Source organism: Desulfosoma sp. (assembly GCF_052743555.1).
On record NZ_JBRAHS010000009.1, the window covers coordinates 89,399 to 113,637 of the forward strand.

Annotated in this window: 25 protein-coding genes; 5 read left to right on the forward strand and 20 right to left on the reverse strand. The window is 56.3% G+C overall.

The window, feature by feature from the left end; all coding sequences use genetic code 11:
* Window positions 1–10 precede the first annotated feature (10 nt).
* The 9 genes from rpoD to ACUVSA_RS07495 form a co-directional block, all read right to left on the reverse strand.
* Entirely contained in the window at window positions 11–1,807 is a 1,797-nt protein-coding gene (rpoD, locus tag ACUVSA_RS07455; RefSeq protein ID WP_445894337.1) for an RNA polymerase sigma factor RpoD, read from the reverse strand.
* A 35-nt stretch (window positions 1,808–1,842) separates the two neighbouring features.
* The gene (dnaG, locus tag ACUVSA_RS07460; RefSeq protein WP_445894338.1) at window positions 1,843–3,627 is read right to left on the reverse strand and encodes a DNA primase; all 1,785 of its coding nucleotides are present in this window, start codon (window positions 3,625–3,627) and stop codon (window positions 1,843–1,845) included.
* Between the two features lie 144 nt (window positions 3,628–3,771).
* Window positions 3,772–4,224: a GatB/YqeY domain-containing protein gene (locus tag ACUVSA_RS07465; protein ID WP_445892408.1), complete on the reverse strand. Its 453-nt coding sequence runs from the start codon at window positions 4,222–4,224 to the stop codon at window positions 3,772–3,774.
* Between the two features lie 149 nt (window positions 4,225–4,373).
* Window positions 4,374–5,114 (reverse strand): 1-(5-phosphoribosyl)-5-[(5-phosphoribosylamino)methylideneamino]imidazole-4-carboxamide isomerase, encoded by a 741-nt coding sequence (gene hisA, locus ACUVSA_RS07470; RefSeq protein WP_445894339.1) that lies wholly within the window; start codon window positions 5,112–5,114, stop codon window positions 4,374–4,376.
* Between the two features lie 4 nt (window positions 5,115–5,118).
* Complete coding sequence (locus ACUVSA_RS07475; protein WP_445894340.1) at window positions 5,119–5,571, reverse strand: acyl-CoA thioesterase; 453 nt, start codon at window positions 5,569–5,571, stop codon at window positions 5,119–5,121.
* Window positions 5,572–5,590: 19 nt separating this feature from the next.
* The gene (locus ACUVSA_RS07480) at window positions 5,591–6,820 is read right to left on the reverse strand and encodes a cofactor-independent phosphoglycerate mutase (RefSeq protein WP_445894341.1); all 1,230 of its coding nucleotides are present in this window, start codon (window positions 6,818–6,820) and stop codon (window positions 5,591–5,593) included.
* A gap of 12 nt (window positions 6,821–6,832) precedes the next feature.
* Window positions 6,833–8,164, reverse strand: a complete 1,332-nt coding sequence (locus tag ACUVSA_RS07485; protein ID WP_445894342.1) for a homoserine dehydrogenase — start codon at window positions 8,162–8,164, stop codon at window positions 6,833–6,835.
* 29 nt (window positions 8,165–8,193) lie between these two features.
* A complete protein-coding gene (gene alaC / locus ACUVSA_RS07490; protein ID WP_445892784.1) occupies window positions 8,194–9,381 on the reverse strand; it encodes an alanine transaminase in 1,188 nt (395 codons plus the stop codon).
* A gap of 59 nt (window positions 9,382–9,440) precedes the next feature.
* Entirely contained in the window at window positions 9,441–10,442 is a 1,002-nt protein-coding gene (locus tag ACUVSA_RS07495) for a glycoside hydrolase family 3 N-terminal domain-containing protein (protein ID WP_445894343.1), read from the reverse strand.
* Window positions 10,443–10,594: 152 nt separating this feature from the next.
* Here ACUVSA_RS07495 and ACUVSA_RS07500 point away from each other — a divergent pair, with 152 nt between their 5' ends.
* Both ACUVSA_RS07500 and ACUVSA_RS07505 read left to right on the forward strand, forming a co-directional pair.
* The gene (locus ACUVSA_RS07500) at window positions 10,595–11,617 is read left to right on the forward strand and encodes a sugar phosphate nucleotidyltransferase (protein ID WP_445894344.1); all 1,023 of its coding nucleotides are present in this window, start codon (window positions 10,595–10,597) and stop codon (window positions 11,615–11,617) included.
* A gap of 57 nt (window positions 11,618–11,674) precedes the next feature.
* On the forward strand, window positions 11,675–12,718 hold the full coding sequence (locus ACUVSA_RS07505; RefSeq protein ID WP_445894345.1) for an aminoglycoside phosphotransferase family protein: 1,044 nt from the start codon (window positions 11,675–11,677) through the stop codon (window positions 12,716–12,718).
* Here the strand turns inward: ACUVSA_RS07505 and ACUVSA_RS07510 are convergent.
* Entirely contained in the window at window positions 12,715–13,431 is a 717-nt protein-coding gene (locus ACUVSA_RS07510) for a hypothetical protein (protein ID WP_445894346.1), read from the reverse strand. The genes ACUVSA_RS07505 and ACUVSA_RS07510 overlap by 4 nt on opposite strands.
* A 237-nt stretch (window positions 13,432–13,668) precedes the next feature.
* Here ACUVSA_RS07510 and ACUVSA_RS07515 point away from each other — a divergent pair, with 237 nt between their 5' ends.
* Entirely contained in the window at window positions 13,669–14,724 is a 1,056-nt protein-coding gene (locus ACUVSA_RS07515) for an FAD:protein FMN transferase (RefSeq protein ID WP_445892779.1), read from the forward strand.
* A gap of 468 nt (window positions 14,725–15,192) precedes the next feature.
* Here ACUVSA_RS07515 and ACUVSA_RS07520 read toward each other — a convergent pair whose 3' ends face one another.
* The 7 genes from ACUVSA_RS07520 to ACUVSA_RS07550 all read right to left on the reverse strand — a co-directional run bounded on the left by ACUVSA_RS07520 (window position 15,193) and on the right by ACUVSA_RS07550 (window position 20,725).
* Window positions 15,193–15,669, reverse strand: coding sequence for a hypothetical protein (locus ACUVSA_RS07520; protein ID WP_445892778.1), 477 nt, complete (start codon window positions 15,667–15,669; stop codon window positions 15,193–15,195).
* A 46-nt stretch (window positions 15,670–15,715) separates the two neighbouring features.
* Entirely contained in the window at window positions 15,716–16,816 is a 1,101-nt protein-coding gene (locus ACUVSA_RS07525; protein ID WP_445894347.1) for an NADH:ubiquinone reductase (Na(+)-transporting) subunit F, read from the reverse strand.
* Window positions 16,817–16,827: 11 nt separating this feature from the next.
* A complete protein-coding gene (locus ACUVSA_RS07530; protein WP_445892776.1) occupies window positions 16,828–17,421 on the reverse strand; it encodes an NADH:ubiquinone reductase (Na(+)-transporting) subunit E in 594 nt (197 codons plus the stop codon).
* A 288-nt stretch (window positions 17,422–17,709) separates the two neighbouring features.
* Window positions 17,710–18,324 carry an electron transport complex subunit RsxE gene (rsxE, locus tag ACUVSA_RS07535; protein WP_445892775.1) on the reverse strand — a complete coding sequence of 205 codons (615 nt, stop codon included), beginning with the start codon at window positions 18,322–18,324 and terminating at the stop codon, window positions 17,710–17,712.
* A 27-nt stretch (window positions 18,325–18,351) separates the two neighbouring features.
* Window positions 18,352–18,993: an FMN-binding protein gene (locus ACUVSA_RS07540; RefSeq protein WP_445892774.1), complete on the reverse strand. Its 642-nt coding sequence runs from the start codon at window positions 18,991–18,993 to the stop codon at window positions 18,352–18,354.
* Window positions 18,990–19,967: an RnfABCDGE type electron transport complex subunit D gene (locus ACUVSA_RS07545; RefSeq protein ID WP_445892773.1), complete on the reverse strand. Its 978-nt coding sequence runs from the start codon at window positions 19,965–19,967 to the stop codon at window positions 18,990–18,992. Before ACUVSA_RS07545 ends, ACUVSA_RS07540 begins: the two co-directional genes overlap by 4 nt.
* A gap of 158 nt (window positions 19,968–20,125) precedes the next feature.
* Window positions 20,126–20,725, reverse strand: a complete 600-nt coding sequence (locus ACUVSA_RS07550; RefSeq protein ID WP_445894348.1) for a VOC family protein — start codon at window positions 20,723–20,725, stop codon at window positions 20,126–20,128.
* A 209-nt stretch (window positions 20,726–20,934) separates the two neighbouring features.
* Between ACUVSA_RS07550 and ACUVSA_RS07555 the strand changes: the two genes are divergently transcribed.
* Window positions 20,935–21,405: an FKBP-type peptidyl-prolyl cis-trans isomerase gene (locus tag ACUVSA_RS07555; RefSeq protein ID WP_445892771.1), complete on the forward strand. Its 471-nt coding sequence runs from the start codon at window positions 20,935–20,937 to the stop codon at window positions 21,403–21,405.
* A gap of 218 nt (window positions 21,406–21,623) precedes the next feature.
* On the opposite strand, the gene ACUVSA_RS07560 is transcribed toward ACUVSA_RS07555, so the two are convergent.
* The 3 genes from ACUVSA_RS07560 to ACUVSA_RS07570 form a co-directional block, all read right to left on the reverse strand.
* Window positions 21,624–21,833, reverse strand: coding sequence for a hypothetical protein (locus ACUVSA_RS07560; protein ID WP_445894349.1), 210 nt, complete (start codon window positions 21,831–21,833; stop codon window positions 21,624–21,626).
* A gap of 97 nt (window positions 21,834–21,930) precedes the next feature.
* Window positions 21,931–22,935, reverse strand: a complete 1,005-nt coding sequence (locus ACUVSA_RS07565; protein WP_445892769.1) for a peptidylprolyl isomerase — start codon at window positions 22,933–22,935, stop codon at window positions 21,931–21,933.
* Window positions 22,936–23,008: 73 nt separating this feature from the next.
* Window positions 23,009–23,206, reverse strand: coding sequence for a cold-shock protein (locus ACUVSA_RS07570; protein WP_123289343.1), 198 nt, complete (start codon window positions 23,204–23,206; stop codon window positions 23,009–23,011).
* Window positions 23,207–23,474: 268 nt separating this feature from the next.
* On the opposite strand from ACUVSA_RS07570, the gene ACUVSA_RS07575 reads away from it, so the two are divergent.
* Window positions 23,475–24,197, forward strand: a complete 723-nt coding sequence (locus ACUVSA_RS07575) for an endonuclease III domain-containing protein (protein ID WP_445894350.1) — start codon at window positions 23,475–23,477, stop codon at window positions 24,195–24,197.
* Window positions 24,198–24,239: the final 42 nt, after the last annotated feature.

Below are 24,239 nucleotides of genomic sequence, written 5' to 3' on the forward strand. Positions count from 1 at the left end.
CGAAGCATTTTCACGTCTCGATGAAGCTTTTGAGTTCCTTCCGGCGGCTGGGATGGCGAAGCTTTCTTAGCGCTTTGGCTTCAATTTGCCGAATTCTTTCGCGCGTCACATGAAAATTCTGACCGACCTCCTCCAGGGTATGGTCTGATTTTTCCCCGATACCGAAGCGCATCCGAAGGACCTTTTCTTCGCGAGGCGTCAGGGTCGCCAAAACTTTACGTGTCTGCTCACTCAAGTTGAGGTTGATGACGGCGTCTACAGGGGATGTGACACGACGGTCCTCAATGAAATCGCCAAGATGACTGTCTTCTTCTTCGCCGATGGGGGTTTCCAGGCTGATGGGTTCCTTGGCGATCTTAAGCACTTTGCGCACCTTGTCCACGGGAAAATCCATCCGCTCGGCGATCTCCTCCGGCGTGGGTTCCCTGCCCAATTCCTGGACTAAGTACCTGGATGTGCGAATCAGTTTATTAATGGTCTCGATCATATGCACGGGAATGCGAATGGTGCGGGCTTGATCGGCGATGGCTCGAGTAATGGCTTGGCGAATCCACCATGTGGCATAGGTGCTGAATTTGTAACCTCGCTGATACTCGAACTTGTCGACGGCCTTCATGAGGCCGATGTTGCCTTCCTGAATGAGGTCCAGGAACTGCAAGCCGCGGTTGGTGTATTTCTTGGCGATACTGACCACAAGGCGCAGATTGGCCTCAATGAGTTCGCTCTTGGCCTGCTTGGCTCGAGCCATGCCGTCTTCGACTTTGCGCAGGATGAGCCGAAGGCTTTTGGAATCCATCTTGGCCTTCATTTCGAAGTCGGTAATCTGTTGCCGGGCTTGCACCGCACGGCGAATCAGGGCCACGAGATCGTCTGGGGGCATGCCCAGCCGTGCAGCGTGGCGGCACAGTTCCGTGTTGTCATGATCCATGTTGTCCAGCCATCGCTGCAGTTCCGTCAGGGGTTTTCCCGTTACCAACAGGCAATGTTCCAAGTCTTTCTCGGCCTGTTCGATAGATTCCAGGTAGGAACGCAGCTTGGCCACAATGCGATCGATCTGGTGCTTGTCCAGTTGAAGGTTTTTAAGAAGGCTGACAATTCGTTCTTTTTGAGCCCGCACTTCCGCGGTCAAGAGATCCTTTTCTCCGGGATGTAAGTCCTCGGAAATCAGGCGCAATTGTCTTTCTCGAATTTCGGCGTTCAGCCGCTTGACCTGCTCCAGAATTTCAATCACCTTGAAGCGCAGCAGTTCTTTTTCTTCCTCGGGCATTTCCTCTTCGGTGGCGATCAGCACCTCGTGGATTCGAATGCGCCCGCTTTCCAGATCTTCTTTGATGGAAAGGATTTCCTCAACCCCCAGAGACGACTCCATAAGGGCATTGAAAACTTCTCTTTCGCCGGCTTCGATGCGCTTGGCGATTTCCACTTCGCCTTCCCGAGTGAGGAGAGAAACCTGCCCCATTTCCCGCAGATACATCTTGACGGGATCCGGCACTCGGCCTTCAGCGTCCAAATCCGCAACGACTTCTTCTTCGCTGTCCTCCTCTTCCACTTCATCGTCGCTGGAGCGTTCCTTAACCACCTTGACCTCTTGGTCGGAATCGACGATCTCGATATTCATCTCGTCGAAAATCATCATCATGTCGTCCAGCTTTTCCGGGGTCACCAGCTCCTCGGGAAGGACCTCGTTGAGCTCGTCATAGGTCAAGTATCCCTTTTCTTTGCCGGCACTGATCAATTTCTTGAGATCTTCCAGGCCGGGTCGTTTGGGAGACGACACTTCAGCACTTTTCTTGAGCTCTTCTGTCATAGGTCTTTGGCTCCTTTGGTGGGCTCTCTAAACCTTTAACCCCTTCTGTGCGCCGCGCAAAGGGCTTGGTATTCTTCCAGCAGTTTTTTTCGGGTGAGGGGATCGCCCGAAAGATCCGCATGAACCAATGCGGCTCGAATTTCCTCAAGTTTTTTTCTTCGATAGCGGATGCGCAAGCTGTGAATCCTTTCTTCCAAAAGGAGCCGCGCGGCGTTTTCATCCAAAATGTTATCGTTTTTTTCCATCATCAAGCGCGCCCACAGGGACTGGCTTGGCTCGTCGGGAAGCGTTACAGAGGCCGTTGAACCCCCCACCTGGGGCTCTATGGTGCTTTGCCGAAGCAAAGCCTCGAGAATAGTGGCCTCGGAAGACGGCTCCAAGTATTCCAGAACCCCAAGGCCACGAGCGTGTTCGGCGAGGATTGGATATTGCACGATCAATCGAAGGATTGTCTCTTCCGCCGACGGCACTTGCAAGGTGGTGGACTGGGCAAAAGCCGTCCTTGATCGGGGAAAAGCGCGCCGGGGTGAAGCGTTTTCGGCAGTGTGTGAAAAATGCCGTAGCACCGCGTTTTCCGATAGAAACAATCGCGTTCCGAGAAGACGGGCCATATCCTCATGGAGCACGGGATCCTGCACATCGCTCACAAGGTCAGCGCATTCCTTGATCACACGAACCTTGTCTTGAGAAGTGCCGTTCCAGGTGGAGGCGACGGCGTCCACAGCAAAATGCAGCAATTCACGCCGCGTCGGCAAAAGGGCCGTAAAGGCTTCCAGGCCGTGCCCTTTGAGGTAGTCGTCCGGATCCATGCCGGAGGGTAAAGTCAGGCAGCTGGCCGCCAGTCCTTGGCGCAAAAAGAGCGGCAACGCTCGAAGCATGGCTTTCTGGCCGGAAGCATCCCCGTCGTAAACCAGAACCACTTCGTCGGCCAGCCGTTGCAAAAGACGCACTTGGTGCGGCGTCAAAGCCGTGCCCAAGGTGGCCACAACCCTACGAAAACCTCGAGCATGAAAGGCCAGAAGATCCATATAGCCTTCCACCACAATCACCTGACGGTTGGCTTGGCACGCCTCCATCGCGGTGGGGTACTGATACAGCGTGCGGCCCTTCTGGTAGAGTTCCGTCTCGGGACTGTTCAGATACTTGGGTTCCGTGCCGTCTAGACTGCGGCCTCCAAAGGCGACAAGCGACCCATCCGGTGCGGTGATGGGAAAGATCAGGCGGTGACGGAATCGATCATAAAAGGTGCCTTTTTCTGACCGTACCACGAGGCCCGAACGCACCGCCAATTCCGGGTCGATGCCCTTGGATTGAAGATGCCGCAGCAGGTGGTCCCATCCCAGCGGCGCGTAACCGAGACGCTGTTCCTGCACCACTTCAGGTGGAAGCCCTCGTGCGGCGATGTATTCTCTGGCCAGACGGCCCTGTTCTGAATGCTGGAGTCGATGAGTGAAAAAATCGCGTGCGATTTCCAGGACCTGTGCCAGCGCCGAAAGAAGTTCGCGCTTTTTCTTGGAAGATCCCGGAATGTTTTCTGGCAGCAGCACGTGGTAGCGGTCAGCGAGAGCCTTGACGGCTTCCGCAAACGTCAGATTCCAGTGGCGCATGGCAAAGGTGATGACATCCCCTCCAGCCCCGCAGCCGAAGCAATAAAAGAGCCCCTGCGCGACATCCACCTGAAAGGAAGGTGTTTTTTCCCGGTGGAAAGGACACAGACCCATATACCGGGTGCCGACACGCCTCAGTGCGACCACGCTTCCGATAAGGTCCAAAATGTCCACCGCTTGCTTGATTCGCGCTACCGCATCCGATGTGGTCACTGATCCCTGTCACCCCCGCGGCCGTTCATGCCATGTTTTCGGGATTCGTGCCCGAGCCAAATTTTACATTCTTATTCTATCACGCAAGGATAAGCAACAAAGAAAAAGCCTGGTCGCATTTCTCGTCTCCGGGATGAGCCCCGCTCACGATCCGCCGAGATGGGCTCGAACCATTTCCTGCACCGTCTTGCCATCGACTCGGCCCGCCACCCGCGGCATGAGCACTTTCATGACCTTGCCCATGTCCTTAAGCGAGGCGGCTCCCGTTTCGCGAATTGCTTCCACAATGAGGGCCGTGAGCGCTTCCGGTTCCAGGGGTTGTGGCAGAAAGGATTGCAGAATCTCCATTTCCTTATTTTCTTTTTCTGCCAAATCCGTTCGTCCTCCACGCACAAACTGTTCGATGGAATCCTTGCGCTGTTTGATGGCCCCGGCAATCAGTTGTCGAATTTCCGGCTCCGTCGGTTGACGCCGAAGCTCTTTTTCCTTGTTCTTGATGGCGGTGAGAAGCATGCGCAAAGCGTTTCGCTTGTCTTCGTTCCGGCTTTTAATGGCGTCTTTCAAAGCCTGTTCGATCTTATCCAGCAATTCCACCATTGAGCCTCCTCAAGTTTTCGGCGTACACGGCCTCGGACATTCCCTGTGGAACGCCCCGAAGAAAAAAGACGGTGTTTTAAAGACACTAACCGCGACTGTTCTGTGTTTTTCACAAAAGCGGCACCGCCTGGCGCTGTGGGCATGGCGGTCTACGTGAAAGTACCCAAAGACTGAAGGCGGTGTAGGGCTTCCTGAAGATTCAGCGTGCCGGTGTAGAGGGCTTTGCCGGTAATGACGCCATCAAGCCCTAAAGGAACCAGAGGAAGCAGAGCCTGAATGTCATCCCAGGAAGCGACGCCGCCGGAAGCGATCACGGGAGTGGTTGAGGCGGCGCACAACCGTCGCGTGGCCTCCACGTTAACCCCCGATTGCATGCCGTCCCTTTGAATGTCTGTGTAGATGATGGCACTGAGCCCCACTTGGTCAAAGCGTTGGGCGAAGGCGACGGCCTCCACACGCGTCGTCTCCCTCCATCCTTCCACCGCCACATACCCATGGCGGGCATCGATGCCAAGGGCGATACGTCCCGGAAACCTTTGGCAGGCGGTTTCCACCACTTGAGGATCCCGAAGGGCCCAAGTCCCCAAGATGAGCCGGCGCACGCCAAGGTCGATGTAATACTCAAGGGTTTCCATGCTTCGCAATCCTCCGCCCAACTGCACGGGAATGGAGACCGCCTTGACAATGGCGCCGATAACGTCTCGATTCTTTGGGGTTTTGGCAAAGGCGCCGTCCAGATCCACCACATGAAGCCATTGCGCTCCCTGGGCTTCCCAATGGCGGGCGATGGCCACGGGGTCCGTTCCATAGACGGTGGCTCGGGCCATATCCCCTTGCTTCAGCCGAACACATTGTCCTTCTCTAAGGTCAATGGCGGGGTAGATGATCATGGTCTCATTCCGCTTTGGCGTCTGCGGGTTCGACAGCGTTGGATGAAAGGAGATCGCGAAGCCAGGCGGGGGGCTTGAGCGGTTTTCTATCCCCGTTGACGCACACGTGCACCGTATAGCCATGGGCCAAGAGTTCTTGAGGATCGCAACGATGCAGGCGGTAGTCAAAGCGGAGTCTGGCTGGCCCTGCAAATTGAAAACAGGTTTCCACCTCCAAGACGTCGTCATAAAAGGCAGGGCGCAGATATCGGCAGTGGGCTTCAATCACCGGAAGGAAAATGCCTTGTTCTTCCAGACGCCGGTACGTGGTGCCCAGGTGTCGAAACCATTCAGCGCGTCCTGCTTCAAACCAGCGCATGTAGTGGCCATAATAAGCTTGTCCCATGGCGTCCGTGTCGGCGTAGAGGACGCGCACGCTCGCACGCGTGGCCTTGGGTGTCGTGCGTGGCGCATGCATGGCTTTTTCCAAAAGGTTTTCAGGATTCATGGTGTTCGTTTATGAAATGATGAAAAAGGGCGGTGCCGCTTTCCATGTGCCGCCCGGATTCTCGAGCCGAGGTTTCGCAAAAGATGATGCTTTCATCCTTGGCCACAGCCCCGGCAAGGTTTCCCTGAAAAAGGGCGTATAGGGATGATTCCGAGACATGGGTGCGAACGCTCAAAGGCGTCAAATGATCGGCGGCGATGAGGATATGGCATTGAGCATAGGCGGCCAAGCCGTGCACTATGGGGCCGACGACCTTGGCATCAAAGTCTTCAATGGCTTGCACCTTTTTAGCGAGGCTTCCTTCGTGGCTGGCTTCGTCGGGCGCTTCCACGTGAACGAAAGCGAAGTCCACATCCCGAAGCGCCTTCAAGGCCGCTTCTACCTTGCCGGCGTAGTTGGTGTCCAGATATCCTGTGGCTCCTGGAACATGCACCGGTTCCAGCCCGGCATAGATGCCCAGCCCCTTGAGAAGGTCCACAGCGGAGATGACGACCCCGCAGAGACCGAACCGCTGTTGCAGGGTGGGCATGGACGGCGCTTTTCCCTGTCCCCAGAGCCATACGGCGTTGGCTTGCCTTTGACCGGCGTTTTGCCGACGCTGATTGACGGGATGTTCCGCAAGAATATCCCGGCACCTTTGAGTGAAGATTCTCAGGACATCCGATGTTTCATAGACTTGCTTATAACCTGCCGTGGGTTCCCCGAGAATATCGTGGGGCGGTGTGGTCGGCAGATCCGTGGGACCACCCGACCAGACCAACAAATGTCGATAACTTACCCCGGCGTGCAACTGCAAGGGCAACCCTTCGCAGGCCTTTTGTAAGGAACGGATGATTTCATGGGCTTCGGCCGAAGGAATATGGCCGGCCGAATAATCTCCCATGCGTTCTATCCCCTCGGGGTCTTGTTCCAAGCTCACCAAGTTACAGCGAAACGCCACGTCTGCCGGGCCAAGGCGCACGCCGAGGCTGGCCGCTTCCAAGGGTGCTCGACCAGTGTGATACACGGCCGGGTCGTAGCCGAGCAGGGCCATGTTGGCAATGTCGCTTCCCGGTTCCATGCCGAAAGGAATGGTTTGGACGGTGCCGATTTCGCCCATTCGAGCGATCTGTGTCATGGATGGCGTATGGGACACCTCCAGCGGCGTGCGTCCTCCCAAGGTGGCCACCGGGTAGTCACCCATGCCGTCGCCGACCAGAATCACGTATTTTGTCGTCATAGACCTTCGGCCTTATGTGCTGGAAACGACGTTGTCCGCTCTGTCTTCAATACGAAGCAGTTTTGTGGGGCCACGCACAATGTCCAACCGATCAATGGCTTCCAAGGAACGACGAACATCCTTTTCCACGGCTTCGTGGGTGAGCATGACAATGGGCACGGCCCCTTTGACTTCCCGCCCTTTTTGAATGACGGCGGCGATACTGATCTGGTTGGCGCCGAGAATCCCGGAGATTTTAGACAACACACCCGGGCGGTCCACGGCGGAAAACCGAAAATAGTATCGAGTGACCACGTCATCCATGGGTTTGACGGGCATGTGCGTGGTGTGTTCCGGAAGAAAACCCAAGGGCGGCACACGATGCCCAATGCCTAGAGTCATGTCCCGAGCCAGATCCACAAGATCGGCCACCACGGCGCTGCCTGTGGGCATCATGCCGGCTCCCAGTCCGTAAAGCATGATGTTTCCAACGGCGTTGCCGTGAATATGCACGGCGTTGTAGGCGCCTCGCACACTCGCCAGGACATGGCGTTCCGGAATCAGCGTGGGATGTACGCGAAGCTCCACGTGTCCGTTGGTATTTCGGGCAATGGCCAGGAGCTTGAGACGGTACCCGAATTCCGAAGCAAATTGCACATCCAGTAAATCAATATCTCGAATGCCTTCCACATACACCTTGTCCAGATGAATGGGTGTGCCGAAACTTATGGCACTGGCAATGGCCAGCTTGTGGGCCGTATCGATGCCATCCACGTCGAGAGAAGGGTCCGCTTCTGCATAGCCGCGGCGTTGGGCTTCGGCCAGAGCCTGCGCAAACGGCAAGCCTTCTTCCGCCATGCGAGTGAGAATGTAGTTGGCCGTGCCATTTAAGATACCAAAAAGCGTATCCAACCGATTGGCACTCAGTCCTTCCCGAATGGCCTTGAGAAGCGGAATGCCTCCGGCCACGGACGCTTCAAAACCCACGGATCGACGGCACTTGGCGGCCAGCGCGAAAATCTCATTTCCGTGATGGGCCAAAAGAGCCTTATTGGCCGTCACCACGTGCTTGCCCTTTTCCAAGGCCTGGATAATGAAAGATCGGGCGGGTTCCAGCCCGCCGATGAGTTCCACCACGATATGGATCGATGGATCGTCCAAGATATCGTGCGCAGAACGGGTCAGGATGTCGGGATCCACAGCCACCGGTCTGGGGCTGTCCAGGTCCAGGTCGGCCACGCGAACAACGTCGAAGCGAACACCGACTCGGGCATGAATTTCCCTGGCGTTTTCTCTCAGGGTCTGCAGCATGCCGCATCCGACGGTACCCCAGCCGATAAGACCGATGCGTAAAGAGTTCATCATCAGCCAATGCTCCTTAGCGTCCAGGCGCCTTACGCGTCTTGAAAGGCTTTGCGAATACCGCGAATGGCCTGCTTGATCCGCATTTCGTTTTCCACAAGAGCGAACCGCACGTGGTCGTCGCCGTACTCCCCAAAACCGAGCCCGGGTGACACGGCGACCTTGGCCTTTTCGATGAGGAACTTGGAAAACTCCACGGATCCCATGGCACGAAACCGCTCGGGTATGGGAGCCCACACGAACATGGTACCTTTGGGCTTGGGCATGTGCCAGCCGATGCGCCCCAATCCGTCCACCAGCACATCCCGGCGCGAACGGTAGGTCTCCACAATTTCCTTGACACAGTTCTGGTCTCCATTGAGCGCGATAATAGCGGCGATTTGAATGGGCTGAAAGATGCCGTAGTCCAAGTAACTCTTGAGCCGAGTCAAAGCCCCGACCATTTCCCGGTTCCCCACGCAAAACCCCACGCGCCATCCCGCCATGCTGTAACTCTTGGACATGGAGAAGAACTCCACCGCCACGTCCTTGGCGCCCGGAACCTGCAAAATGCTCGGAGCTGAGTAGCCGTCAAAGACAAGGTCCGCATAGGCCAGGTCATGGATGACCATAAGGTGATGGTCCCTGGCGAAAGCCACCACCTTTTCGAAAAAGGCCAGATCCACCACGGCCGTCGTCGGGTTGTGCGGAAAGGAAATGATGAGCATCTTCGGGCGTGGCCACGTCTGCTTGGCGGCGATTTGAAGGTCTTCAAAAAAGTCCCGGTCCGAGCCGATGGGAATGGAACGCACGTCACCCCCGGCGATGATTGCGGAATAGGGATGGATCGGATATGTGGGATTGGGGGAAAAAACCACATCGCCGGGGTTGATCAGGGCCAACACAAGATGGGAAAGCCCCTCCTTGGCCCCGATGGTCACCACCGTTTCCGTTTCAGGATCCAGATCCACCTCGAAACGGCGCTTGTACCAGCCCGCGATGGCGTAACGCAGCTTGGTGATGCCTCGGGACGCCGAATAACGATGGTTGTGAGACTTCTGGGCCGCTTCCACCAGTTTGTCCACGATGTGCTGCGGCGTGGGCACGTCCGGGTTGCCCATTCCGAGATCGATAATATCTTCACCGGCTCGTCGCCTCTCCATCTTCAGCGCATTGACTTGGGCGAAGACGTAAGGCGGCAGGCGGCGCATGCGTGTAAACTGCTCGATGTTAAAATTCATGCGCGTCACCTCGCTTCGTGGGTTGAAAGTCATGAAGCTAAAACAGACCCCAAAGAATGTCAAAACAAAGATGATCGCAAGGATCGAAGCCGATGCAAGGAACGCTCATGGGCCTCCCGCAGGTCCCGATGGCGCCGAACGCCGTCATGAAGGGCTCGGGCGAAGGCTTCCGCGCTGTGCGCATCTTGGCAGACCAAAAGGCCATCCACCGTGGCCAAAAGGCTGCGGCGCACAATGGTCTCCGGCTCATACCGCCCCCCGATGGCCTTCATGTCCACATCGTCGGAAAAAAGCACCCCTTGAAAGTTCCATCGATCCCGCAATAGACCGCGATTGATTTTCCAAGAAAGCGTTCCGGGCCAGTCCGCATCCCAAAAGGTGTAGACCGCATGGGACGTCATGACGACGCGAACCCCGCTTCGCACGGCTTCGTAAAAAGGGGCGAGGTCTTCGCGTGCCTTGGCCGCCGCCTGCAGCTCCACTCGAGGAAGCTGTTCGTGGGGATCCAAGCTTGCCGTACCCAGTCCAGGAAAATGCTTTGCCGTTGCGGCGATGCCGTGTTCTTGCAGACACCGAATCCATAGAGCTCCAAGCCGAGCCACCTCCTCGCAGGCGTTTCCAAGAGACCGGGTTCCAAGAAAATGGTGCTCTGGCGAAGCCACCACATCGAGCACCGGAGCCAGGTTGACATGAATGCCACAGCGGCGAAGACCTTGGGCCGTGCGCTTAACCTGCCTCCGAAGCGCCCCGTCACTGGCCATTGCCAGTTCAAAGGCCGAAGGGGCGGGGCCCAAGAGGGCGGCAAGGCGCTGGACCGAACCGCCTTCTTCGTCCACGGCCCACAAAAGAGGTCGTCCCAAGGATGCGTTGGCCCAGGCGTTGGCTTCATGAATCAGGGCCGTGAGTTGCGCGGTGTCGACCACATTGCGTCGAAAAAGCACCAGCCCTCCAGGGCGCAACGCTTGCAGCCATGCCCGCAAGCCTGCCGTCCACTGGGTGCCCTCAAATCCCAGAAACAAATGCTCACCGGTGTCGTTTTCCGCACTTAATGGAGGTGTCATGAATTTTGTTTGAAGGATCGCTCAAGTCCCTTTACCATGGAGCACGGTGGGCGATTTTCAGTGAGCCCGTCCTACCGGATGCGACGGATTACTTTCAATCAAGAACAGTTCGCTGTCAAGACATTGCCTGACCGCTGGCAAAAGGCTTTCGAATGCACCTGATGATTCTTGCCGCAGGTTATGGAACCCGCCTTCGGCCTTTGACGGACATTCGGCCCAAGGCCCTTTGTCCCGTGTGGGGTAAGCCGCTTCTAGAGCGCTGGATTTGGCAGGCGGCTGAGGAGGGCTTTCGGCGTGTGGTGGTCAACGCCCACCACATGCCCCAGAAGATGACGGAATACTTCGAGTCCCATTCCTGGCCGATACTTGTGCAGGTTCTTGTGGAACAACAAATCCTGGGTACAGGAGGCGGGGTGCGCCAAGCCCTGGAGGTGCTCGATGACGCTTCCCTTATGGTCGTGAATGCCGATGTGGCGGCGAAGGTATCTCTGCGGGGTCTTATAGCCATTCATCAATCGCGGGGTGCCCCGGCGACCATGCTCTTGTGCCGAACGCATCGGTTCGATACGGTCCGCGTCAACGCAGAAGGCACCGCAGTCACCGGGTTTTGCCCCTTGACGACGGCATCGGGCCAAAGCGGGCTCTGGACCTTTACGGGCATTCACGTCCTTGAACCGTCCGCCTTGCGTTCCATGCCTTTACGAAAGCCGTTTCACATCATTGACGTCTACAAAGACTGGATTGCCCACGGCACACCTCCGGCGGCCGTCTGTCAAGAGCATCTATGGTGGCTGGACATAGGATCGCTGGAAAGCTACTGGAATCTGCACGCGGCCTATGATCGCATTCCCGATGATGGAGTCGGATTCTTAGGCATTGCCTCAAGCGGCGTGTGGCTGCATCCGTCCGCGACCGTGGCCTCTTCGGCGCAACTTACCGGTGTGGTGGTGGGCGAGGCCAGCACTGTGGAAAGGGACTCTGTTCTTCACAATGTGATCCTCTGGAAAGGATGCCGTATTGAACCTGAAACCAGGCTGGAAAACTGCCTGGTCACCGATGGGGCCGTGGTCTGGGGAAGGCATTGGAACGCCATCTTTTTACCCTCCGCTGCCCCGGTCTTCTTCGGCCAAGCCGTGAACCCATCTTCGCCGTCGTTGCATTCTATGGCTCTGTAGGGAGGGGCTGACATTTTACAACGGCCAAGCAACATTCCAGAAAACGGCCGCGTGAACATGGCGGCCGTAAAAAGACGGCTCCGACGATGGGGCTACAGCCTTTACGACACGAGCCTTCGGCCTCTGGCGGGAGACGGTTCCGATCGTCTTTTCTTTCGGCTGCAGCAGCCGCATGGACGCTACGTGGTGCTGGTGAGTCCTCGAAGCAAGGAACCCGTCGATGAAAACGACGCCGTCTGGCACATTGGAAGACACTTGCACCGGATCGGCGTTCCGGTTCCCGGCATGCTGCACGCTGATGTGCAACAAGGCGTCTTTGTCTTTCAGGACCTGGGATCTGTGCACCTCTACGATCTCGTGCACAAAGGCCTGTGCCAAGATCGGCTCAGAACCCTGTATCACGAAGCCGTGGGGGTTCTGGCGCGATGTCATCGCCGAGCCTGGAAAGGTTTTTGTGCGGCATGGTGCCACGACGCAAGCCGCTACGACCCTGACTTTGTATATGAAAGGGAACTGCTCTATTTTCGCCGTGCCTTTCTGGAGGGGCTGATGGGTGTGAAGGTACCGCCTTCGGAAGTCTGTGAGGATTTCCGTCGGCTTGCCCTCGAGGCGGGTGAAGACCGCTCCGGGCTTGTCTTTCACAGGGATTTTCAAAGCCGAAACCTCATGGTGTTCCAGGGATCCCTTTGGGTCATCGATTTTCAGGGCATGCGCTTCGGGCCGCCGGAATACGATGTGGCGGCGCTCCTTTTGGACCCATACGTCATGCTGCCTTTAGGGTTAAGGGAGGAATTGGTCCAACTCTACTGGCGTCACATGAAGGATTTTCTCGGCGGTTCGTATCATCGCTTTCGGGAACGCCTTGCCACGGTGGCCCTGTGTCGATGCCTGCAGTTTCTTGCAGCGTTTGCTTATCTGGGCATGGTCAAGCACAAGCGGAACTTTTTAAGGCACATTCCCGCAGGATGGCAGCGTCTTCAGGAACTCCTCAGTGCGAACATCGGTAAAGCGTACCCCGGGCTAGGACGTTACCTGCAGACGTTGCCGGTTCTTGAGCAGCTTCGCCAAAGAGTGCGTGTTATCCAAGACGCCCAGGGTTAGCTTTCCGTCACGTCCACGAAAGACTTTTTTTTCGCATGAATGAGGTCCAAAAGAGGAACGAAATTTTCCAGGTCTTCGCGGCGAAGCCCTTCAGTGGCTTCAAAGAGCTCTTTTCGAAAGCGCTTTCTGAGCCCAATGAAGACAAGAAGCGACCCGCTGTAGGTTTCCATGATGGCATCGATGACCATGGCGGTGAATTGATTGCGCATGGGAATGGCGCGGTCCATGACCGCATTGGAGGCTTCCACTTGGTAAGCATGGATCAGTTCGTAATCAAATTCACGGCCTGGGTATCGAGGAACGCGCTGCTTGATCAGTTCCACAGGGGTGCGCATCATGTCCGTGTTTACGGCAAAATCCACATCCCCGACATAGGGGTATGTTCCGATCAGCTCTCCCGTCGACGACAGGATATCTCCCAAAGCCCCGTCAGCGAAATGGACAGGCACGTTCCCTCGATGCACGGCGTAAAGCAGCCCCGCCAGCACCCCCACGTCTCCGCCGCGCACAAGGATCTGTTTTTTTTGGTCCCGAAGAAAAGCTTCGGTGTGCAGTTCCGGTGCGGTGCGCATGTGCACCAGCGTGCTGAAAGCAATGGGGTTTTCATCCAGAGCCATTCGAGCCGGGGACGTTTTTTCCAAAAAGCGAAGCACCCTGTCAAAAATGTCCACACCGCGTTCGGTGCCAACGGCCACCAGAGCATCGATTGCCATGGGGATCCATTCCTTTCCGTGACTTGGGGGTTGTGGCGTGCCGCCCTGCTTGTCTTTGCGTGGGCCGCCCCGACCGAATCGGCCAAGCACTCTTGAGGGCCATTCACATTGCACCGCAGCTTACAAGATTTACTTTCTTTGATCCACGACAAAAGAAGCCGGGACGGTTCCGGGCCATGATGGGCTTTAAAGAGACGCATTCCTTTTGTGGCCCGCATGAAGAAAGGTCATGAAAAGATGTTTCATAGGATAGGCATTATCCTTGGCGTCTTTCTGGGATTGCTGGCGGCATCATGTGGGCGGAACTATGAAATCTTTCAGACGACCAGGCCTTTAATGGGGACGGCCGTGGGTATGGCCGTAGTTTCTCAGGATGCTCGCCGTGCTTATGCAGCTCTCGATGCTGCCTTTGACGAAATGGCGCGCCTGGAGGCCATGATGAGCGTCTTTCGAAAAGACAGCGAGCTCAACCGCCTCAACGAAGAAGCGTCCCGTCACCCGGTGACGGTCTCAGAGGAGCTTTTTCAGGTGATCGAACTCTCTTTACACATTTCCCAGATCACTCATGGAGCCTTTGACATCACGGTGGGCCCGCTCATGAACCTTTGGCCTTTTTACAAAAACGAAAAAACGCTGCCCTCCAGTGAGGCTCTTCAGGAAGTTTTGTCCCGCGTAGGGTACCGCCATCTGGTGGTGTCTTCAAAAGATCGAAGCGTTTTCTTTGCGATCTCTGGCATGGCTCTGGACCTGGGCGGCATCGCCAAAGGTTTTGCCATCGATCGAGCTGTGCGTGTGCTCAAAGGCTACGGCATGGCCGCGGCTCTCGTCAATGCAGGTGGAGACATCTTCGCCTATGGCAGCAAGCCTGATGGGCAGCCGTGGCGGGTGGGCCTGCAACATCCCAGAGATTCCAAACAATTGCTGGCTGTCCTGACCATGTCTGACATGGCTATGGTCACTTCGGGCGATTATGAACGGTACTTTCTTGTGGATGGAGAACGTTACAGCCATATCATCGATCCTCGAAGTGGCTTCAGCGCACGGGAGACGGCCAGCGTCACCGTCATGGCCGAAAGTGCCGCCTATGCGGATGGCTTGGCCACTGGCATTATGGTTTTGGGAGCCGAGGCAGGGATGCCTTTGGTGGAATCACTGCCCGGGGTTCATGCGTTGATCATCACGGAAGGCTCGAAAAAAGCCTTGGAGTTGCATGTCTCCAAAGGGTTTCCTTTACTCTTGGATGAAGCGTCCTTGGCCGCTCAAGGCGTCCAGCTCAAGGCTCTCGAGCGCTGAGAGGTTTTTTCTCAGACACTGTGCCGTTCTCATCCGATGGTCATCGAAGCCTGCCCAAGAACGCACTGTCTTAAAAATGGCCCCACCGCCACCGGGTCCACGAAGGGATCGCGTTCTCACGTTCCCTTGCCCGCAAGACCTGCTCGTGCGACAGCCAAGATCGGCAAGCGGTTGGGTGGCATTGATGGAAGGATCTGGGCACACGAAATTCGCAATGAGATCCAAAGCCTTCTAAAGCCATCTCCGAAACAAACTTCAGTAGAAGCGGCGCACGCCGCGACGCCTCATCGCGCCTTGCGGCGCTCGCACGAAATGCAACGAAAACGGCCCCGAAAAGCCATTCTCGGACGGTTTCCAAGGGCCGCACTTTGATACGGGCTCTTGGGGTCCTGCGGCTCTTGAGACTTTTTGGATAAAGCCGATGCGCTCAATGGCCGCGATGCACGGGTCCCAGGCTTCCAGGGCCCCTCATTCGGGCGAGACAGCACAAAATGAGGCCGTTTTGAGCGGATCCAGTCGGTAGGGACTCCCCAGACCCTGATAAAACCCGTGGGTTTCAATGAGATGAATGGAAAGGTCGGTCCATTGCAGAGTTTCCCCTGTGTCTAGGCGTTCCACGACCACATGGGTTTTGGGATAAAGCCCCGGATGTCCCCAGGGACAGGGGAGGCGTCCTCGGAAATCCTGTACGACGACGCGCCACAGATTTTCCACCACCACAGGGCCGCCCAACGCCTGTTTTGCGGCTTCTGTCAGCGAGCGCAATCGATGGGCAATGGCTTGGTGCGTGAGGCCCAAGGCCTTGACGGTGCGCTCATCTTCCGTGAGGATGGTGACCAGCGCCCTTGGGTCGTCAGCGAGGTAACCGTGCTGAGCCTCGAGGCGCCGCATGCGCTGTTCCACCTCGTCCAGTTGAGGGCTTTGATAGACGGGATATTTTCCCATGGGCCGCGCACTTCCCTTTCTGTGACTGTTGGGCAGTCCATGACTTCTAACCGAACTTGTCGAAAAAGATGCGGTCTTCGGTGACGCCATTTGCCGTGAGCAGTTTGACGGCGGCGTTGATCATCAAGGGATTTCCGCAAAGATACGCCTCCAATTGGGATCCGTCGGTCACGTCACGAGCCACGGCATCGGTGACGAGCCCGGTTTCCCCATCCCAGTGATTTTCCAAAGAGGGCTCCGACAGGACCGGCACGTACCGAAAGCGCGGCAGCGCGCGCATCAGCCCGTGGATCTCATCCTGGTAAAAAAGATCCTGCTGGCTGCGGACACCGAAATAGAGGGTGCATGGACGGTCAATGGGTTCTTCGGCCATTTGGTAGAGAATGGACATGAGGGGGGCGAGGCCGGAACCTGTCCCGATCATGACCATGGGCCGATCTGAGCGGCGCAAGTAGAAATCGCCGTAAGGACCGTTAATGATTACCTCTTCACCCACCTTAAGGATGTCGTGAATGTAAGTGGTAGCGATCCCTCGTTCCACACGTGTGACCACCAGTTTGATCTCGGTGTTGAGACTGGCCGGGGAAGCGATGGAATAAGCGCGATACACCGGTTCCGAGGATCCTTCATATTCGGGGACCTGAAATTGAATAAACTGCCCGGGTTTGAATACGATTTCCTGAGGTTCAATAAGTTTCAAATGGACTTCCTTGATGAAAGGAGTGAGCGGTTTCAGGCCCACGACCTGCGTGCGGAATTCCTTAATTAGGAAAAAAGCTTCGGGAATTTCAAGTCGTACATCGCCTCGAAGGCGAACCTGACAGGACAACCGGGTTCCGCGCCGCAACTCCTCATCGTTCATGTATGGTGTTTCGGTGGGCAGGATCGGCCCTCCGCCTTCGAGAACCGTCACTTTACACAGACCGCAGCTGCCTCGGCCGCCGCACGCGGAAGGAATGAACACCCCCTGGTCCATCAGGGTGCTCAGCAAGCGGCCGCCACCCTTGACCGTGAATTCCTTGGCCCCTTCGTTGATGGTGATCCGACACGGGCCGTAGTCGGCAAAGACGGTGTTGGCGGCCTCCAAAAGCAACGCCAGCACGGCACACAAGGCGCTGAGCAAGAGCAATCCGAATACAAGGGTCATCTCCGTGGGCCTCATCCCATGGGAATCATGCCGCTAAAGGCCATGAACGACAGAGCCATGAGTCCGGCCACTATAAGGCTGATGCCGGGCCCTTCCAAAGCCTTGGGTATCGGGGCTTTCTTAAGCTTTTCTCGAATGCCTGCCAGGGCCACAATGGCAAGAAGCCAACCGAGGCCGCCTCCAAAACCGTAAGCCACCGACTGCGCAAAATTGTATTTTCGAATAACCATAAAGAGGCAGACGCCAAGAATGGCGCAGTTCACCGTAATGAGAGGTAAAAAGACGCCCAAAACGACGTACAGGCGCGGTGCATAACGATCGATGATCATTTCCACCAGCTGCACAAAGGCCGCGATGACGATGATAAAGGCGATGAATCGAAAGTGCACGAGCTGAAACGGCACGAGAAGATAATGGTAGACGAGGTAGTTCAGCGCCGTCGTGCAGGTCATGACAAAAGTGACGGCCAGCCCGAGCCCCACGGCCGAGGGAAGTTCCCTGGAAATGGCCAGAAAGGAGCACATGCCCAGAAAGTTGGCCAAGAGGATGTTGTTGGTAAAGATGGAGGCAAAGAAAATCAGTGGAGCGCTTAATGGATTTTCCATGACTCGTTCCCCATTTACTGCCTTGCCATTTCGGCCCGTTATGGAGCCGAGACCAGCTGCATTGTGCATTGCCGAAGAAGCGCCTGGAAGCGTGTCCAACAATGATTAAGACAAGAGTTAACGACGTCCTTTAGGCTTGAGGCGGTCGAAGCGGTGCACGGTGCGATAAAACATTGCGCCTTGCGACGCTCCTACTGAAGGTGGCTGGGACTCGCTCCAGGAAGCTCGTCCGGCACCGCCGCCGAGTTGCACCACACCCACTCCGAATAGGCCTCTTGGGGCATGCCCTCAGGATTTGCTCGCCGATTTCTTGTGCTCCAAAACATAGGCAATCCAGATGAAGGCGGCCAACATGAAAAAGCCCGCCGGGGCCATGATCATAATGGTCCATGGGACCCATCCGGAAGGCATCACGTGGACGCCGAAAAGGGTGCCGAAACCTAAAAGTTCTCGCACCGTGGAGATCACGAGAAGCACGAGGGCGTAGCCGACACCTGAGGCCACGCCGTCAAGAAACGCCGGCCATACGGCGTTGCTTCTGGCAAAACCTTCGCAGCGGCCCATGATGATACAATTGGTGATGATCAAGCCCACATAAGGTCCCAAGGCTTCACTGATGTCTGGAAGGTACGCTTTGAGAACGATGTCCACCATCATCACGTAAGAGGCGATGATCAACACCTGCACCATCATGCGGATGCGTTCCGGCGTCATCTTGCGCAAGGCCGAAACGGTGGCGCTGGACATGGCGGTCACGAAGATCAGTCCCAACCCCATGATCAGCGTGTTGGTCATGAGGTTGGTGACGGCCAGGGCGGAACAGATGCCAAGGATTTGTCGAAAGACCGGATTTTCTTCCCATATGCCTTTGCGAAATAAGGTTCGTGCCCGAATCTTGGCCATGGCCGGCGTCCTCTTTCTCCGTTTGCCTCAGACCCGTTGCATCTTCTTTTGTTCCAACAGAAGCGGAATGGTCTTTTTCAGTTCCTCGTCCAGGAACATTTCCAGGCGCCTCGTCGTTTCGGTCGCCCCCGTGATGGCATCCAGCTCGGAAGGACCTGAGGCGGTGCCCGGTGTCTTGAAGTAAAAGAAGCGCATGCCTGCAGGCGGAATCTTCAGAGGACGACCTTGAAACTGCTTTTGAAACCACTCTTCCGTAATGCGCCCTCCCAGTCCCGGGGTTTCGCTATGTCGATAAAAAGCGATGCCCAAAATGCTTTGTCCTTGAGGATCCACGGCAAGCATGGCTTCGATGGGTCCCCAGAAGCCTGGGCCGGTCACGGGAAACGCGTAGCCGACGACGGTGGAGGCATCGGCCTCCAGCCCGACATAAAGGGGTCGGTCCCCTAGGGATGCTGTGCGCACTCTGCGGGAAAAGGTGAGGGCCACGTCCTGATCTGTGGCCAGAGGATCCAGGGCGATGTGGAGCACGTGAAGCACCAGGGCCTGCCGTTTGCGTTCCTCATTGAGGCGAATGCGGTCCTGATTGATCCCATTCAGCCCGCTGACCACGGAGGTGAACACGAGAGACAGGACAAAGATGTAGAGGGTGGAAAACATGCGTCCTTTCATGAGGGCATCCCTTTACCGGCCGTTCTTTTTTGAGCGTTCTGCACGGCACGATCCAAGAGCGGAACGAACGTGTTCATGAACAAGACGGAAAACATGATGCCTTCGGGAAAATTCGACCAGCAGCGCAACACTATGGTCAGGACTCCGATGGCCATGCTGTAGATCCATTGGGCCGGTTTGGTCTTGGGCCCGCTGATGGGTTCCGTGACCACGAAAAAGGCTCCAAAGAGAAGGGATCCGGCCATCATGAAGGTGATCGGGTCGGGAATTCCCGGAATGCGCAGCACGTAAAATGTGGAAGCCGCCAGGAAAGCCCCCAAAAGACAACCGGTGGCCAGACGCCACGAAGCCGCCTGCTTGTAGAGAATATAAGCGCCTCCCAGAGCAATGAGCACGGCGCTGGTTTCCCCCATGGATCCTGAAATATTGCCCCAGATCAAGGGAAGCAGGGGCACAGCCTGGCCCGCATGGATCAGTCGAAGGGGTGTGGCGGCGGTGACGGCGTCCACCGAAGGAAGCCAAGACATCCAGCCCTGCCACATGGATGGAAAGGGATGCACCCAGCCCGCTGTCAGTGCCAGCGGAAAGCTGATGTACACAAAACAGCGCCCCACCATAGCGGGATTGTAGATGTTGTAGCCGAACCCTCCAAAGGCCATTTTGCCGAATACGATGCCGAAAACGATACCCACCGCGGCGATCCACAAAGGCACCGTCGGGGGAAGGCTGAGGGCGTAGATGAGGCAGGAGACCAAGACCGCGGAAGTGACCGGTTTCCCCTGACGCAGGGTAAAAGCCGCTTCGGCGAGCATCCCGGCCGCAAGGACGACCCCCGTCACCACAAGAGCACGCAAACCGAAAAACACGACGGCGCCCACCAGGCATGGGATCAATCCGACCACCACCCGCAACATGACAGGCTGAACGAGAAAACGCTTTCTGGGGGAACTCGAGGTTGTTTGCGTTGAAGACATGCCCTTTTCCTCTCGGTACAGCAGGCGTCAGCACGTGGGCGTTCGCGGCGGAGAGGTCCTCACCCGACGCGACCATAGCTAACGCATTGCTGACACGTTTTCAAGCGGCCCATGCAAACATGCCAAGAATTCGGCCTAATGCAAAGATCCCGAGAGGATCAAAGAGTTTTCCAAAGACTCTCTGGGTTCCGCAGCTTCTCGCCTTCCCCCGGATAGACCTGCCGGTCTTCTTCCGGAATGGGTTGAGGCAACGGCCAAACGTGGGGCTGAGGGTTGGGGCCCTCCAGGGTCACAACCGAGGGATTTGGATCCATCAGGCGCGGTGCCCGCCTCACATCCATTTCCGGAACAGCGTAGCTGAATTCAATGGCAATGCCGTTGGGATCAAACGCATACAGGGAAAGCACGAAACCATGATCGATGACTTCGGAAGCCCAGAAACCGGCAGCTTCCAAACGGGCTTTGAGATGCCAGAGCGCATGGCGGTCTGCCACGCCAAAGGACACATGATCAAAGGCGATGGGGCCCTTGATGGGACCCCCATGGTCTTTTTCCGGAACGGGTGCCGACTGAGGCCATTCGAAAAAAGCCACCGTATCGTGCTCGGATAGAGCGAAAAAGTAGTGGCGATATCCCGGGCGCCCCATGGCCACGACGAGGGGCAATCCCAAAAGATCTCTCCAGAACCGAATGGTCTGGTCCATATCCTGGGTCACCAGAGCCAAATGATGAATTCCTGTGTATCGCACCGGCTTCATGAAAGAACGCTCCTGCCTATGAGCTTTCCTATTTTTAGCTTTTAGAAACGGCCGTCTTGATGGCTGTCGGACACCGCAAAGGGTGCCCCTTCAACCCCTGGTGTCAACCAACCTAGAGCAACGCATTCCTTGCTTGACTTCACCTTGGAGGGTTACTAGGGTGAAGCAAAAGAATGGATGCGTGCAATGAGAATCTCAAGGAGAGACGAATGAAACGAGTGGAAAAAGGCGATTTTGTCAAGGTGCACTACACGGGGCGATTGGATGACGGTCAGGTTTTTGATTCCAGCGAGGGTAGCCAGCCGCTGCACTTTCAAGTGGGCTCCGGTCATGTGATTCCCGGATTTGAAAACGCGGTATTGGGAATGGCCGTTCATGAGAAAAAATCGTTTCGTGTTTCCGCTGAAGAGGCCTATGGGGAACGGGATGACCGGTTGGCCACGGTGTTTGAACGCTCGGAACTGCCTCCCGATTTCAACCCGCCCGTTGGCCAGGTCCTTTCCCTGACCACCAGCGACAACCAAACCGTGTATGCCACCGTAACGGATGTGACAGACACCACAGTCACTCTGGATCTCAACCATTTTCTTGCCGGCAAAGCGCTTAATTTCGACGTGGAGCTCGTGGAAATCTCCGATGCTCCGTGCCCGTCGGATTGCAGCTGCGGCTGTTCTTTCTAGGAGCTTGCCCGAAAATGGCCTTTTGGGGCCATTTTCGATGCATTCTTTAGGAGTGTCGCAAGGCGCGATCAGGCATCGCGGCGTGCGCCGCTCCTCCTGAAGAAGTTCTCCCACAGGCTGCTCGACGACTGAGCTCTGCCCATGACAGCGTCCTCCGTGCCGGGCTTAACCCTCACGGAGGACGTTCTGGGGCTTGCGGCCCACCACCTTACTTTCCCTTATCCTGTTTTGTACCGAGGTTCTTCGCCGATTCGCCCTACCAGGAAAAGAACACCGCCGCAATGGGGGCAAAAGAGGTTATTGATCAGGCGCTTTCCCGTAAAGCCTCGTGTGTCGTCATAGCTGAGGTCCAGGGCACTAAAGTACGAAGAAATACCGCATTCCTGACACATGCATTCCATCTCGTCGCTCATAGATTGCCCCTCCATGGATAGCCTCAACCACAGAGTGTGTTGACCATCGCGCCCATGGGCATGTCCCATGGGCGCTTCATCCTGAGCAGCGAAATTGTCCGTTGCCGTCGGTTTATAGTTCGTCCACGGCGGTTCGCGTGATTTTGGCGTCTTTCTTGGCTTGGGTCAAGAATTCCTCAACCTTTTGCTGGGCCTTTTGCTTTTGCAAATGTTCGCTGATGGTTGGTTGGACGTCTTCGTAGGGCACGGTTTCTGGAGGTTTCTTTTCAATGACCTGAATAAGGTGGTAGCCGAAATCCGTTTCCACCACGTCGCTGACAGCGCCGGTTTCAAGCGCAAAAGCGGCCTCTTCAAAAGGCTTCACCATCTGTCCGCGGGCGAAAAAGCCCAGGTCTCCACCGCGCTCTTTGCTGGGGCAATCGGATTGGGATTGGGCCAATGCGGCAAAATCCTCCCCTTTGCTGATTCGGCCTTTGATTTCCTCGATCTTCTTACGCGCCGCCTTCTTGTCCTCGGGCGTCGCATCAGGCTTGACACTCACCAAAATATGACGGGCATGGACCCGTTCCGGCTTTTCAAAGAGTTCATGCCGGTCCTTGTAAAAAGCCTTGGTTTCCTCGTCAGAAACAGTGATTCCTTTGCTGAATCGATCCTGAACCAGTTGATCGATGGCACTGTTCTTGAGCAGTTCTTCGCGGAGTGTGTTTTCCGTGAGGTTCATACTCTTAAGGGCCTGATCATAGGCTTCCGGGGTTTCAAACCGCTGCTTGAACTGGGCCAATTGGTTATCCACAGCCTTGATATCACCCTTGACGCCGCGCTTTTGGCTTTCTTGGTACAGCAGTTCCCGGTCAATAAGGCTTTCCAGAACTCGGGTTTTTACATCCCGAAGTTCCACGTCGCTTAAAAGGTGCCCCGAGTGCAAAAGGCGTTCACGAACCCCGTTCATTTGCCGGTCGAATTGGACTCGAGTGATGGCTTTGCCGTTCACCGTCGCGGCAGGTTTCTTGTCTGTATCCTTGGAGGTCTCGGCGCCCATGACCACTCCAACCCCCAGGAGGCTGACCAGCGCGGCCGCTGCAAGGAATTTCCATCCTGTGTGGGATGCGTGTTTCATAACATTCCTTTCAATAAAAAACACCCCAGGAAAGTCCCTTGGGGTGCGCCGTAAAGGCTATGAGTAAGACGTTCTAGATTCTTCGAACATTGATCGCCTGGGGCCCTTTGGGCGTTTCGGTGATGTCAAAGCTCACGGCTTCTCCGTCGGTCAGGGTGCGAAACCCCTCCCCCTGAATACCCGTGTAATGGACGAAGACATCCCCCTGATTTTCGGTCTCGATAAAACCATAACCCTTCTTTTCATTGAACCACTTGACTCGGCCTTCCATCGTTCCAAAACTCCTCTCTGCTCTGGTACGCCTCGTCGGGTCTCGTTCGGCGGCTCCCTGGAGGTGGTCCTGTCCGGAAGGGGAAGACCGAACGTCCGCGGGCCCCGGAAACCGACCGCAACTGCACGTACACACAACCATAAAACGCGGGAAAACACCTTGTATCCCGCCAACCACACCACCCTTCTAGCCGAGACCGAAACAAGACACAAGAAAATTATCGCCATCTTTCGAAGAAAGTCGGTATAGACTTCGATGTCGAGATCTCATGCGCGTCATGGACGGCATACCTGCTTTGGATGAACGTCGTGAGGGTGACGTGATGTCAAAAGATGCGCCGAACACCGACACCTTGGCTGGGCACCTGTCGGCATTGTTTCAAGCCCTTGCCGATGCGTATGGTGTGCATCCCTGGAACTGGCACACGAAAGGGGATCCTTTTCGCGTACTGGTGGGGACCCTCCTTTCCCATCGCACGCGGGATGCCAAGACGGATGAGGCGGCCCGCGCACTGCTGGATCGCTACGGAACAGCCAAGGATCTCGCCGAAGCGCCTGTGGAACACATTGCGTCCTTGGTGCGCCCTGTGAATTTTTATAAGACCAAGGCGCGGCGCCTCAAGGAAGTGGCGCGGTGCCTGGTCACTCGACATGGCGGCCACGTTCCGGATCAGGCCGCCGAATTGATGGCCCTTCCGGGTGTTGGCCCCAAAACGGCGGCCTGCGTTCTCGTCTATGGGTTTCGCAAGCCGGCGATTCCCGTGGATGTGCATGTGCATCGAATCAGCAACAGGCTGGGCCTCGTTGCCACCCGCACGCCGCTAGAAACCCAAAAGGCCCTGGAACGATGTATTCCCGACGGCTGGCTTCTTCATGTCAACGAACTTTTGGTCAAGCATGGCCAAACCACATGTCTTCCACGCCACCCCAAGTGTGACCGGTGTGCAGTGCGCCTCTGGTGCGCCATGGGCCGAAACGGTCTCTCTCATTGACGGTGGTCGAACCATGGTCTCCGCAAGAAGGTAACGAGACGA

Coding starts and splice junctions, on each gene's coding strand:
- ACUVSA_RS07545 (WP_445892773.1), bottom strand. CDS start 19,967: ATGTCTTCAACGCAAACAACCTCGAGTTCCCCCAGAAAGCGTTTTCTC.
- ACUVSA_RS07575 (WP_445894350.1), top strand. CDS start 23,475: ATGCGCGTCATGGACGGCATACCTGCTTTGGATGAACGTCGTGAGGGT.
- ACUVSA_RS07555 (WP_445892771.1), top strand. CDS start 20,935: ATGAAACGAGTGGAAAAAGGCGATTTTGTCAAGGTGCACTACACGGGG.
- alaC (WP_445892784.1), bottom strand. CDS start 9,381: ATGAATTTTAACATCGAGCAGTTTACACGCATGCGCCGCCTGCCGCCT.
- ACUVSA_RS07505 (WP_445894345.1), top strand. CDS start 11,675: ATGGCGGCCGTAAAAAGACGGCTCCGACGATGGGGCTACAGCCTTTAC.
- ACUVSA_RS07500 (WP_445894344.1), top strand. CDS start 10,595: ATGCACCTGATGATTCTTGCCGCAGGTTATGGAACCCGCCTTCGGCCT.
- ACUVSA_RS07485 (WP_445894342.1), bottom strand. CDS start 8,164: ATGATGAACTCTTTACGCATCGGTCTTATCGGCTGGGGTACCGTCGGA.
- ACUVSA_RS07540 (WP_445892774.1), bottom strand. CDS start 18,993: ATGAAAGGACGCATGTTTTCCACCCTCTACATCTTTGTCCTGTCTCTC.
- rsxE (WP_445892775.1), bottom strand. CDS start 18,324: ATGGCCAAGATTCGGGCACGAACCTTATTTCGCAAAGGCATATGGGAA.
- ACUVSA_RS07530 (WP_445892776.1), bottom strand. CDS start 17,421: ATGGAAAATCCATTAAGCGCTCCACTGATTTTCTTTGCCTCCATCTTT.
- ACUVSA_RS07550 (WP_445894348.1), bottom strand. CDS start 20,725: ATGAAGCCGGTGCGATACACAGGAATTCATCATTTGGCTCTGGTGACC.
- ACUVSA_RS07465 (WP_445892408.1), bottom strand. CDS start 4,224: ATGGTGGAATTGCTGGATAAGATCGAACAGGCTTTGAAAGACGCCATT.
- hisA (WP_445894339.1), bottom strand. CDS start 5,114: ATGATCATCTACCCCGCCATTGACCTTAGAGAAGGACAATGTGTTCGG.
- rpoD (WP_445894337.1), bottom strand. CDS start 1,807: ATGACAGAAGAGCTCAAGAAAAGTGCTGAAGTGTCGTCTCCCAAACGA.
- ACUVSA_RS07520 (WP_445892778.1), bottom strand. CDS start 15,669: ATGGGAAAATATCCCGTCTATCAAAGCCCTCAACTGGACGAGGTGGAA.
- ACUVSA_RS07495 (WP_445894343.1), bottom strand. CDS start 10,442: ATGACACCTCCATTAAGTGCGGAAAACGACACCGGTGAGCATTTGTTT.
- ACUVSA_RS07565 (WP_445892769.1), bottom strand. CDS start 22,935: ATGAAACACGCATCCCACACAGGATGGAAATTCCTTGCAGCGGCCGCG.
- ACUVSA_RS07480 (WP_445894341.1), bottom strand. CDS start 6,820: ATGACGACAAAATACGTGATTCTGGTCGGCGACGGCATGGGTGACTAC.
- ACUVSA_RS07560 (WP_445894349.1), bottom strand. CDS start 21,833: ATGGAGGGGCAATCTATGAGCGACGAGATGGAATGCATGTGTCAGGAA.
- ACUVSA_RS07525 (WP_445894347.1), bottom strand. CDS start 16,816: ATGACCCTTGTATTCGGATTGCTCTTGCTCAGCGCCTTGTGTGCCGTG.
- ACUVSA_RS07510 (WP_445894346.1), bottom strand. CDS start 13,431: ATGGCAATCGATGCTCTGGTGGCCGTTGGCACCGAACGCGGTGTGGAC.
- ACUVSA_RS07475 (WP_445894340.1), bottom strand. CDS start 5,571: ATGCATGCGCCACGCACGACACCCAAGGCCACGCGTGCGAGCGTGCGC.
- ACUVSA_RS07515 (WP_445892779.1), top strand. CDS start 13,669: ATGTTTCATAGGATAGGCATTATCCTTGGCGTCTTTCTGGGATTGCTG.
- ACUVSA_RS07570 (WP_123289343.1), bottom strand. CDS start 23,206: ATGGAAGGCCGAGTCAAGTGGTTCAATGAAAAGAAGGGTTATGGTTTT.